11 protein-coding genes are annotated in these 11894 nt (G+C 41.7%); 2 read left to right on the top strand and 9 right to left on the bottom strand.

What is annotated here, in order from left to right; all coding sequences use genetic code 11:
• Positions 1-11 precede the first annotated feature (11 nt).
• Positions 12-914, bottom strand: a complete 903-nt coding sequence (gene yqiS / locus NSQ23_RS05605; protein ID WP_339173602.1) for a phosphate butyryltransferase — start codon at positions 912-914, stop codon at positions 12-14.
• 127 nt (positions 915-1041) lie between these two features.
• On the bottom strand, positions 1042-3108 hold the full coding sequence (locus NSQ23_RS05600; protein WP_339173601.1) for a sigma 54-interacting transcriptional regulator: 2067 nt from the start codon (positions 3106-3108) through the stop codon (positions 1042-1044).
• A gap of 123 nt (positions 3109-3231) precedes the next feature.
• On the opposite strand from NSQ23_RS05600, the gene NSQ23_RS05595 reads away from it, so the two are divergent.
• The gene (locus NSQ23_RS05595) at positions 3232-3486 is read left to right on the top strand and encodes a DUF2627 domain-containing protein (RefSeq protein ID WP_339173598.1); all 255 of its coding nucleotides are present in this window, start codon (positions 3232-3234) and stop codon (positions 3484-3486) included.
• On the opposite strand, the gene NSQ23_RS05590 is transcribed toward NSQ23_RS05595, so the two are convergent.
• Positions 3478-4212, bottom strand: a complete 735-nt coding sequence (locus NSQ23_RS05590) for a glycerophosphodiester phosphodiesterase (protein WP_339173596.1) — start codon at positions 4210-4212, stop codon at positions 3478-3480. The genes NSQ23_RS05595 and NSQ23_RS05590 overlap by 9 nt on opposite strands.
• Positions 4213-4267: 55 nt before the next feature.
• Here NSQ23_RS05590 and NSQ23_RS05585 point away from each other — a divergent pair, with 55 nt between their 5' ends.
• On the top strand, positions 4268-4414 hold the full coding sequence (locus tag NSQ23_RS05585; protein WP_064498956.1) for a YycC family protein: 147 nt from the start codon (positions 4268-4270) through the stop codon (positions 4412-4414).
• Positions 4415-4436: 22 nt separating this feature from the next.
• Here NSQ23_RS05585 and spo0A read toward each other — a convergent pair whose 3' ends face one another.
• The 6 genes from spo0A to dxs all read right to left on the bottom strand — a co-directional run bounded on the left by spo0A (position 4437) and on the right by dxs (position 11857).
• Positions 4437-5216, bottom strand: coding sequence for a sporulation transcription factor Spo0A (gene spo0A, locus NSQ23_RS05580; RefSeq protein WP_004889612.1), 780 nt, complete (start codon positions 5214-5216; stop codon positions 4437-4439).
• 217 nt (positions 5217-5433) lie between these two features.
• Positions 5434-6711: a SpoIVB peptidase gene (gene spoIVB, locus NSQ23_RS05575; protein WP_339173592.1), complete on the bottom strand. Its 1278-nt coding sequence runs from the start codon at positions 6709-6711 to the stop codon at positions 5434-5436.
• Between the two features lie 115 nt (positions 6712-6826).
• Positions 6827-8557 (bottom strand): DNA repair protein RecN, encoded by a 1731-nt coding sequence (gene recN / locus NSQ23_RS05570; RefSeq protein ID WP_339173589.1) that lies wholly within the window; start codon positions 8555-8557, stop codon positions 6827-6829.
• A gap of 18 nt (positions 8558-8575) precedes the next feature.
• Entirely contained in the window at positions 8576-9025 is a 450-nt protein-coding gene (gene argR, locus NSQ23_RS05565; protein ID WP_339173587.1) for a transcriptional regulator ArgR, read from the bottom strand.
• A 93-nt stretch (positions 9026-9118) separates the two neighbouring features.
• The gene (locus NSQ23_RS05560; RefSeq protein WP_064214090.1) at positions 9119-9961 is read right to left on the bottom strand and encodes a TlyA family RNA methyltransferase; all 843 of its coding nucleotides are present in this window, start codon (positions 9959-9961) and stop codon (positions 9119-9121) included.
• 3 nt (positions 9962-9964) lie between these two features.
• Positions 9965-11857, bottom strand: a complete 1893-nt coding sequence (dxs, locus tag NSQ23_RS05555; protein WP_064214089.1) for a 1-deoxy-D-xylulose-5-phosphate synthase — start codon at positions 11855-11857, stop codon at positions 9965-9967.
• Positions 11858-11894 lie beyond the last annotated feature (37 nt).

The raw sequence follows: 11894 nt of genomic DNA, 5'->3' as shown, positions 1-11894 counted from the left end.
TTCCCCCCTTGTTATTTGTCCGTTGCACAAATAGCTAGTGCTAGCGAGTATAATTTACTTTCTGCTGAATCCGCGCGAGATGTTAATACAATGGGTGCTTTTGCACCAGCAATAATCGCCCCTACTTGCGCGCGGGCAAAGTACACGAGCGATTTATATAGCACATTTCCCGTTTCAATGTTCGGCACAACTAAAATATCCGCATGTCCTGCTACCGAACTTTGAATGCCTTTATGTTGCGCTGATTCAACGGAAATGGCGTTATCTAAAGCGAGCGGTCCATCGACGATGCAATCTTTCAACTGTCCTCGTTGATTCATAAGGGACAATGCGGCTGCATCAATCGTTGCCGGCATCGCTGGATTGACAACTTCAACAGCGGCGAGTGGTGCAACTTTCGGCGTATGGATGCCAATTGCTTTTGCCACTTGTACTGCGTTCATAATAATTTCTGCTTTTTGTTGTAAATCAGGTGCGATATTCATCGCTGCATCCGTGACGAGAATAGGACGTTCATAATTCGGCACATCAAATACAGCAACATGCGATAAAACACGGCCTGTACGAAGTCCATATTCTTTATTTAGCACCGCCTTTAAAATCGTTGCTGTCGGTACGTTCCCTTTCATCAAGACACTTGCTTCCTTTTCATGCACCGCTTTCACAGCCATATGGGCTGCTTCCTCGTTTGTCGAAGCGTGAACGATGCGGATAGCGTCGTGACCGACATCTTGGACGTGTTCAGCAACGAGGCGTGATAAAACGGATTCATCGCCATATAAGATAAATCGCCCGAATCCTGCTTGTAGCGCTTGTGCGACCGCTTTTAACACTTCTTCGTCTTCTGCTGCCGCAACAGCTACCGTTGCTTCAGGAAATTGGGGTGCTTTGGTGACCAACGATTGTAGCTTCATCTCATCTGCTCAACCCCTTTGTTTTTTCGTCGCTTTATATTCTTGCAAAGGGCGTGCCAACTTTTTAATGGCGGAAACGCTTTATTTTATTTATTTTTATATTGCAACTTTTTGCATACTATGAACATTATTGCATGCTCTTTTTATCAAGTCCATACTTTTCAAGTTTGTAATATAAATTTCGAATAGAAATGCCAAGCTGTTTGGCAGCTGCCGTTTTATTCCCTTGACATGATTGCAAAACACGTTCAATCACTTTGGCTTCATATTGTTCCACAAGCACCGCTAACGGTTTGTTCACAGCCGATGATTCGTGTGATGAAACATGTTCTTGCTCCTTCGGCTTATGCAACAATGAAATATGTTTACGCTCAATGATGACTTCGTTATATTTCATAAAAATCATGGCGCGCCCTAATACGTTTTCTAACTCACGCACATTGCCTGGCCAATCGTAAGAGAGTAAATATGCGAGCGCATCATCTGTAATCCCTTCCACATTACGTCCATAGTCTTGATTTAGTTTTTGTATGAGTCGTTCACATAAAGCTGGAATATCTTGCTTTCGAGCACGTAGCGGTGGGATGTAAATTGGCATGCGATTTAACCGATAGTATAAGTCTTCACGAAAAGTCCCATCGGCAATCGCTTTTTCGAGGTGAACATTTGTTGCCGCAATGACACGTACATTAATCGGAATCGGCTTTGTGCCACCTACGCGCACAATTTCTTTTTCTTGCAGCACCCGTAATAGTTTGGCTTGCATATTAGCTGATAACTCGCCAATCTCATCTAAAAAAATGCTTCCGTTGTTTGCCTCTTCAAATAGTCCCTTTTTTCCTCCGCGTCTTGCACCAGAAAACGCTCCTTCCTCATAACCAAACAATTCGCTTTCAAGTAGTGACTCAGAAATGGCAGCGCAATTGACACGAACGAATTTGTGATATTTTCGATCACTCGCATTATGAATAGCATGTGCAAACAATTCTTTTCCTGTCCCGGATTCACCACGAAGCAAAATGGTTGCTGGTGTTTTCGCTGCCAATTTCGCCTGTTCAATCGCTAACATCATTTCCTCAGACGTGCCGACGATATCATCAAATGAATATTTCGCTTCTAACGTACGAATAATTTGACGAGCGCGTTGTAACTCAGAGGTCAACTGTTCAATTTCAGATACATCGTGGATGACACCGACGCTCCCTTTTAATACCCCATCAACGATAATCGGGGCTACATTCACGACGACATCTCGCTTTTTCGATCCGACTTTCATGCGCACACCTCTTACTGGCCGCCGTGTTTTTAACACTTTCATATGCATGCTTTCTCCTTCAGATATGTCCGCTGTCGCCGGTTTTCCGATCACTTCTTCTTCTGATAAGCCCGTTAACTTTGTGTACGCCGGATTAATTAAAATACCATTGCCATATTCATCAACAACGGAGATCGCTTCTTCAGAAGAATGAATAATGGCTTCTAACATCGTGCGAATTTCTTTTAAATTTGTTACTTCTTCCGCTAAATGAACAACTTCTGTAATATCTTTAAATACCGCAAAAGCGCCGAATAATTCGCCGTTTTCGTCGATTAACGGAATACGTGTCGTAATCATTTTTTTTCCGTTTTCTAATAACAATTCTTGGTTTAACTCGACTTCTCTTGTCTGTAATACGCGTGGCAATCCGCTAGCTGGAATGACATGCAAAATATGTGATCCTATAACTTCCTTTTTCTTTTTTCCAATCATCTTCTCTGCACTTGGATTCATGTGCGTTACAAAACCACATTCATCAATAACAATCATTCCATCATGTGTAGAGTTAAAAATTAAATCATGCTTCGTTGTTGCTGTTTTTAACGTAGCAATAAGTTGTTCTTTTTCTTCGACAAGTTGTGCAATAATATAGGCAATATCACCCGGAATGACGACCGTATGCGCAGCGCTTGCTTTACGCAACGTAGTAAACACTTCGTCGTCTCCTGTGACTTCAACAATGATGTCGATGTCGTCCGTTAACACATCACGCCAATGGTTGCTCGTTTGAATACCCATGTCACGCGCAGCCTTTATCCCTGGCGCATCGTCGTTTCGATCGACAATCGCCACAACATCCATCAGTTTTGTTTCATGAAACATTTTTAATAGCGCACTCCCACCTTTGCCTGCTCCGACAATTAATACTTTTTTCATTCCCATCACCTATTCGTTTGCAATTTTTTGCAGACGCTTTCATCATACATTGTTTTTCTCTTCTTGACAAACCATCAAAAACATTTATGATGAAAACAGAACAAACGGAAAGGGTTTTGTTTTATGCAACGAATGGTCGCCCTACTTATTTTACTTATTCCCGGATTTATAGCAGCATTAGGAATTAAATGGATGCGTGATACAGTGTTTGGCATTTTGCATCCACCTATCCCTTCAATTATTGTGCAGTTTTTGCTTGGCTTATTTTGTTTTCTTGTCGGTCTTAGCTTTATTGCAGGATTTATTTTGCATCGCGATCGAAAACGAAATAAAGTGCAACCACGCTTCCAAAAAAAGAAACACTTCGATTCAGAGTGATCGAAGCGTTTTTTCGCGTACGTTTTGCGCTTTTTCTGGAAAATCGGTAAATATACCATCCACTTCATATTGAAACATCGTTTTCATCAACTCTTCTTTATTGATCGTAAAAGGGCGGACGAGCAAGCGATGGGCATGAGCCGCTTCCACAAACGATCGATTTACAGTTGGGTGATACGGGTGAAGCGCTAGCGCCTGTAACGTATGAGCGTAGCTCCACGGCCGATGCAACTTTTCCATGTATAGTAGCGCTGTTTCAATATGGGGAGCCAATTGCTGACATGTTGCCATACTTTCGTGGTTGAACGAGGAAAAAATGACACGTGATGCTAAATCGTATCGTTCAACGAGTTCAATCACTTTTTCTTCTAACCGTTCATAAGGGATCAGGTTGTTTTTTAGCTCAATATTGATGAGTAACGACGTGTTTTTCGCCCACTCAAGCACTTCTTGTAACGATGGAATGGGACAAAAGTCGTATTTTTTAAATTTATAATTAGCATTTAATTTCCGTAATTGCCGATACGTCATTTGTCCTACCCATCCTGTTCCATCCGTTGTTCGATTTACTGTTTCATCATGAATAACGACGACAACCCCATCTTTCGAAAGTTGCACGTCAAGTTCAATTCCGTCCGCTTGCACACGTGCCGCTTCCATAAACGAAATCATCGTATTTTCTGGATGCGTTCCCGCCGAACCACGATGAGCAAAAATATGTGTCATCCTTTTCCCACCTTAAAAAATGTTTTATACTTAACGTATGAAAGGAGTGAAATGTATGCGACCGTTACAAATTTCGTTAGAAACCGCCCAAAAGCTAGCAAAAGCATTAAATGTCCCGCTAGAACAAATTATGCACATGCCTCAGCACATATTAATCCAAAAGTTACTTGAAATCGAAAAAAAGGAACAACAAAAAAGGTAGCCGTTCGACTACCTTATTTTTATTAGCTCGCTTTATGTTCAAGTCTTAGCCGATCAGCAACCATCGCAATAAATTCCGAGTTTGTCGGTTTCGCTTTTGACATGCTGACAGTATGGCCAAACAGAGAGGAAATGGATTCTAAATTACCGCGACTCCACGCAACTTCGATCGCATGACGAATCGCTCGCTCAACGCGACTAGCTGTCGTATTGTATTTTTTCGCAATGTCTGGGTAAAGCACTTTTGTAATTGATCCAAGCAATTCAACATCGTTGTATACCATCGCAATCGCTTCACGCAAATATAAATATCCTTTAATGTGCGCAGGAACGCCGATTTCGTGAATAATGCTCGTAATGCTTGCGTCTAAATTTTTCGGTTTTCCGTCACGAATTGGCGCAAGAATCGGTCGTTTGAATACGGCTGGTTTTTTGCCACATACGTGGCGAATTTGATTGACTAAATATTCAATATCAAACGGTTTTAAAATGAAGTAAGAAGCGCCAAGTTCAACTGCTTTTTTCGTTACATCTTCTTGCCCAAATGCCGTGAGCATGATTACGTTCGGCAATGGCTGTTTAATCATGCGCAGCTTTTCTAATACAGCCAAACCGTCTAAATGCGGCATAATGATGTCAAGAACGAGAACATCAGGATCGCGATCGCGCAGCAACTGCAAGCAATCTTGTCCGTTATATGCAACGCCAATGACTTCCATATCCCCTTGGCTTGTAATGTATTCTTCAAGCAAATGCACTAACTCACGATTATCATCTACAATGCACACTTTGATTGTACTCACGAAATCCTTCCTCCCTAAAGCAATGATCTTTTATCACACACGTGCTTAATTCGACACAATGGATGAAAATCCTTTTTCTTTTACGAAATTAGTCAAATAATTTATATTTTTCATAAAGCATTCGCGCATGCTGTTTCTTTTATTTTATACTACATGTTTACGTCGTGTCATGATAAAACATGACAAATTGCGTGGAAAAACAAAAAGCAAGCTAATATCAGCTCGCTTTTTGTTCGTTTCGATCATAAATGTTAATTCCAGCTTCATGCAACATCCATTCGATATGCACACCGTATCCAGATGTTGGGTCATTTACAAATACATGTGTCACAGCCCCAACAAGTTTTCCATCTTGAATAATCGGACTTCCACTCATTCCTTGAACGATTCCACCTGTTTTTTCTAATAGTCGTGGATCGGTTACTTTGATGACCATTCCTTTTGTAGCTGGGAATTTTTGCGGTGTCACACTAACGATTTCAACATCAAACGCTTCCACCCGATCTTGCTCGACGACGGTTAATATTTTTGCTGGACCTTTTTTTACGTCTGTCGACAGAGCAATGGGCATCGGTTTGTCAAAAATACCATTTTGAATCGGTTTTGAGAGTTTACCAAAAATACCGAACGGGCTGTTCGTTTTAATGTTACCAATCACTTGTTTATCGGCCGAAAATCTCGCCAGTTTTTCACCAGGACTTCCGTTTCTTCCTTTATCGATCGCCGTCACTGTCGACTTAACAATCGTTCCATCCCGAACGATAATTGGCTTCTTCGTATCCATGTCGGAGATGACATGTCCGAGTGCTCCATATATGTTTGATTTCGGATCGAAAAACGTCATTGTTCCAATTCCTGCTGCTGAGTCGCGAATGTATAATCCGATACGATACGCCTGATCGTGCTTATCTTTCAACGGAGTCAGTATTGTTTCAAACGTATGGTGATCACGAGCAACGGTTAATCGTAAAGATTTACCCGTTCTTCCCGCCTCTTCAATGAATGGAGAAACATCCGTCATTTTTTCGATTTTTTGTCCGTTAATGTGGGTAATCGCGTCCCCTACTTGAATGCCAGCCTTCTCCCCGGGAGATTGTTTTCCTTGTTCCGTCTCCACTAAATGGTGACCAACGACAAGAACGCCAACCGTATTTAACTTCACGCCGATCGATTGACCACCGGGAACAACTTTGAAATCTGGCAATACTTTTACATTTACTTGTTTAATTGGAAATCCTGCCATTTGTAAAACGACATCGCTTTCCCCAACATGTTGTCCGCTAATCGCTAATTTTTCTTTTTGTCGAACAGAAACAGCGTTTGTTGTTACAGCTTGGACAGAGCCAGATGCAGGCACATGAGCCGTTTGTCCTTGAAATAAAACAAGTTGTTTTGGAATATTTACATACTTTTGAAATGGTGTTGCCATACTTAGAACGATAAAAGAAACAAGGAGAAATGCACCTATTCCTTTTCTTAACTTGTCAAAATTCAAATGTCTTCACTCTCCTCGTTCCTACGTACACACCGAATCCTACACTATTTAATGTTGCCTGAAACAAATGAAATATAACCGGATAAAATGAAAAAAACAATGTCAATGTTGGTATTTATGTTGTTTCGTTTTTGATCTTTTTAGCTAATTGCAATAACTCACGTGCATGCTGTTTCGTTAAGTCTGTAATCTCCACTCCAGAAATCATACGGCTAATTTCGTTAATTTTTTCTTCTTCATTTAGCGCTTCGACGGTCGTTTTTGTTCGCCCGTCTATCGTTTCTTTTGCAATAAATAAATGCGTATCGGCCATTGCTGCCACTTGTGGTAAGTGCGAAATGCATAATACTTGCGAATGGCGTGCCACGCGATAAATTTTTTCCGCAATGGATTGAGCAACGCGACCGCTTACACCGGTATCGACTTCATCAAAAATGATGGAAGTGACGCCTTGATGTTTAGAAAAAATACTTTTTAAAGCAAGCATCATGCGCGACAATTCTCCGCCTGATGCAACTTTCGCAAGCGGTTTTAACGGCTCGCCTGGATTTGTCGAAATGTAAAATTCAACTTCATCTATTCCGTTTGATTGCAACTTTACAGGCGTTCCGTCAAGCAATGGATCATCGTACGTTCCTTGAGGTTTTCGAAAAACAACATCAAACGTCGTTTTTTCCATGTATAAATCTTTTAGCTCTTGATGAATGTCGTCGATCAGTTGTTTCGCATATTGCATACGCAATTCGCTTATATGTTTCGCTTCAACTAATAAATCAGCCGTGATGGATTGAAGTTCGGTCTGCAATTTATGAATATGGTCATCGCGGTGTTGAATCGTTTCAATTTCTTCTTCCACTTTCGCCGCATATTCTAAGATGTCACGTACTGTTTGGCCGTATTTGCGTTTCAAATGGTTAATTTCATTTAAGCGACTTTCAATTTCATCAAGTCGAAGCGGATCGTATTCTAATTGATCTAATTGCTCACGCAGTTGATGGGCCACTTCTTCTAACAAATAATAACAGTTCGATACAACTTCTTGAGCTTGTTTCAACGATGAATCGATTTCGCTCACATGATCTAAATGATTCATCACTAATCCAATCCAATCAAGTCCGCGTTGCTCCCCGTAAAGCGCTTCATAGCTACTTTGTAACGCCTCGTATATTTTCTGAAAGTTAACGATTTTTCGCCGCTCTTCCATTAGCTGTTCATCTTCATCTAACTGTAGCTCTGCTTTTTGAATTTCATCTAACTGAAAAGTTAATAAATCTAAACGATGCGCCATTTGTTGCTCATTCTCATTTAACTTTTGCAGTTGACGCTTGACTCGCTCGTACGCCGCATATAAAGCTTTATATTCCTCTAATGCGTCACGAATACGCTCGCCTCCATATTCATCTAATAAATATAAATGCTTATTTTCATCAAGCAATTCTTGATGCTCATGTTGTCCGTGAATATCTACAAGTGTGGAACCAATTTCACGCAATGTCGCGATCGTGACTAACTTTCCGTTCACGCGACAGACGCTTTTTCCGTTTATCGTTAGCTCTCGACGAAGCACAATCATCCCATCGCTTATATCGATGCCAAGCTCGGCACATTTGCTGTAACACGGGTGATCATCTTGTTCAAGCAAAAAAAGACCTTCGATTTCCGCTTTTGTTTCGCCGTATCGAACAAATTCTGCTGAGCCGCGTCCGCCAATTAACAAATGAATGGCATCAATAATAATGGATTTTCCCGCTCCCGTTTCTCCAGTTAAAACGGTTAATCCTTTTTCAAACGAAAGCGAAAGGGATTCAATAATGGCAAAGTTTTTGATAGATAACTCCGCTAACATCTTACGCTCACACCTTTATTACAGCATGTCCAACAATCGTTTTGAAATAACTTCTGTATCTTCTGGCGTGCGGCAAATAATTAAGCAAGTATCATCACCACAAATCGTGCCAACAATTTCATCCCATTCTAAATGATCGAGCAGTACACCGATAGCATGCGCATTTCCCGGCAGCGTTTTCATAACGAGCAGGTGACCTGCTCCATCAATTTTTACAAATGCATCCATGAGTGCACGTTTTAACTTTTGGAGCGGATTAAATCGTTGATCGGCAGGTAAGCTATATTTATATCGCCCATCCACCATCGGCACTTTTACTAAATGAAGTTCTTTAATGTCACGAGACACCGTTGCTTGCGTGACGTTAAAACCTTCTTTGCGTAACATATCAACAAGCTCATCTTGTGTTTCAATATCATGATTTGAAATAATTTCACGAATTTTAATATGACGTTGTCCTTTATTCAACGAAAACACCTCTTTCGTGTGTATAACATATGCATATTTATACTTCTATGTTACCGAACGACAGACGAGCAAACAAGAGGGAATAACCGATCGTTATTCCCCCGCATGTTCTTTATTTTCTTTCAACTCGCTGTGTGCCCTGGCAACTACTTCTTCTGGAGAAACAGTCAAGCGATTTTCTCCTACTTCTTTGCCTTCCCAACGTAAATGAAGCAAAAATTCAATATTTCCGTCACCGCCTGTAATCGGTGAGTGGGTTAGCCCAATAATGTCGTACCCTTCTTGTTGCGCAAATGCAGTAATTGTTTCAAGTACGTGCACATGAACACGTGCATCGCGGACAATCCCCTTTTTTCCGACAAACTCTTTTCCCGCTTCAAATTGCGGTTTGACTAAAGCAACGATATCGCTATGCGGCACTAAAATCGTTTTTAAGACGGGTAAAATTAATTTTAATGAAATAAACGACACATCGATCGTTGCAAAGTTTGGTAAGCCGTGTTGAAAATCACTCGGCGTCACATAACGAAAGTTCGTCCGCTCCATGACTACAACACGTTCATCTTGGCGCAGTTTCCATGCGAGCTGATTGTATCCCACATCAAGAGCGTACGACAACTTCACTCCATTTTGCAACGCACAGTCCGTAAATCCGCCTGTCGATGCACCAATGTCAACCATAATCTTATCTTTTACTTCAAGCGCGAACATTTGTAACGCTTTTTCAAGTTTTAGCCCACCGCGACTCACATACGGTAGCGCATTTCCTTTCACCGTCAGCGGAATGTCCACGGGAACTTTTTCCCCTGGTTTGTCAAGCCGCATTTCGTTTGAATACACAAGGCCAGCCATAATTGTTCGCTTCGCCTTTTCGCGCGTTTCAGCCAATCCGCGTTCGACAAGTAATACATCTAAACGTTCTTTCTTCCCTTTCATCTCTCATGCCCTTTTTCTTTTTTTCGGAGTTAATAAACAAATTCGTTCCATTACATGTTCTGTCGTTAGTCCAATTTCTTCAAGAAGTTGCGACACACCGCCATGTTCAATAAAACGGTCCGGAATGCCCATTCGATCAATAATCGCCCCATGATACCCGTGATCATGAGCAAATTCAATTACAGCACTACCAAATCCACCTTGAAGTACCGCTTCTTCAATTGTAAGTAACGGCATGTTTTGTTGCAGTAGCGTATGCAACATCGCTTCATCAAGTGGCTTAATAAAACGGGCGTTGACGACTTGTACAGAAACGCCTTCATTTGCAAGACGTTCAGCTGCTTGGAGCGCCATCGGAATCGTCGTACCGAACGTTAGAATGGCAACGTCTATTCCTTCACGCAACACTTCCCACGTACCGATCGGAATTTTTTTCAATTGCTCATCCATCGGCACACCAAGACCGTTGCCACGCGGAAAACGCATCGCAATCGGGCCGTCATCGTATTGAATGGCCGTATATACCATATGTTGCCCTTCATTTTCATCTTTTGGCATCATTAATACGATGTTTGGAATGTGGCGTAAAAAGGCGATGTCAAACACACCTTGATGCGTTTCGCCGTCCGCACCGACGAGCCCTGCACGGTCAATACCAAGAAACACGTTTAAGTTTTGGCGACAAATGTCATGAACAACTTGGTCGTACGCCCGTTGTAAAAATGTTGAATAAATTGCTAAAAACGGTTTCATTCCTTGCGTCGCTAAACCAGCAGCCATCGTGGCAGCATGTTGCTCAGCAATACCGACGTCGTACATACGCTCAGGGAATTCGCTTGCGAACCCTTCTAATTTTGAACCAACAGGCATCGCAGGCGTAATGGCAACAATGCGACGGTCTTCGCGCGCTAATTTGCGCACTGTTTCACTCACAACCGCACTCCAAGATGGAGCAGATTGTTTTGATTGGATGAAATCACCCGTTTCAATTTTATACGGTCCTGTTCCGTGCCACGTTCCGACTTTGTCGCTTTCCGCTGGGTGATATCCTTTTCCCTTTTTCGTGATGACGTGAACAAGAACAGGGCCTTTCGCCTTTTTTGCATAATGTAAGTTTTCAAATAAGTCTTCAAAGTTATGGCCATCTACCGGTCCAAAGTACGTAAAGCCGAGTTCTTCAAAAAATACGCCCGAAACGAGCAAATATTTAATGCTGTCTTTGACACGTTCCGCTGTTGTAGCAAGCTTTCCACCGACAGCTGGAATTTTCTTTAACAACATTTCTAATTCATCTTTTACCCAATGATACTTTCCAGCTGTTCGCAGGCGACCAAGTACATTATGAAGCGCCCCGACGTTTGGAGCAATCGACATTTCGTTATCGTTTAAAATGACAATCATATCTTTTTTCTCATGTCCGATATGGTTTAACGCTTCTAGCGCCATTCCCCCGGTGAGCGCGCCGTCCCCAATGATCGGAACGATATATTCGTCCGTTCCTTTTAAGTCGCGTGCAATCGCCATACCCATTGCAGCAGATAACGATGTCGAGCTATGCCCCGTTTCCCATACGTCATGTTCGCTTTCGCTACGTTTTGGAAAGCCGCACAATCCTTTATATTGTCGCAACGTATCAAATTGACTAGCACGCCCAGTTAAAATTTTATGCACATACGACTGATGGCCAACATCCCAAATGAGTTTATCTTTCGGGCTTTCAAACACTTTATGAAGCGCAATCGTCAATTCAACGACTCCGAGATTCGGACCAATATGTCCACCTGTTTTCGATAATTTCTCAATTAAAAATTGTCGAATTTGCTCGCTCAATTGAACGAGTTGTTCATTTGACATTTGCTTTAAAAATTTTGGGTTTCGAATCGCTGTAACATCCAACGCGATCACTCTCTTTCATGTAAGCTAAAACCTGATA

This window comes from Anoxybacillus sp. FSL W8-1294, assembly GCF_037965005.1.
Taxonomy (GTDB): Bacteria; Bacillota; Bacilli; order Bacillales; family Anoxybacillaceae; genus Anoxybacillus; species Anoxybacillus flavithermus_G.
The sequence above is the reverse complement of the archived record's forward strand: the minus strand, read 5'-3'. Positions and strand labels throughout refer to the sequence as shown.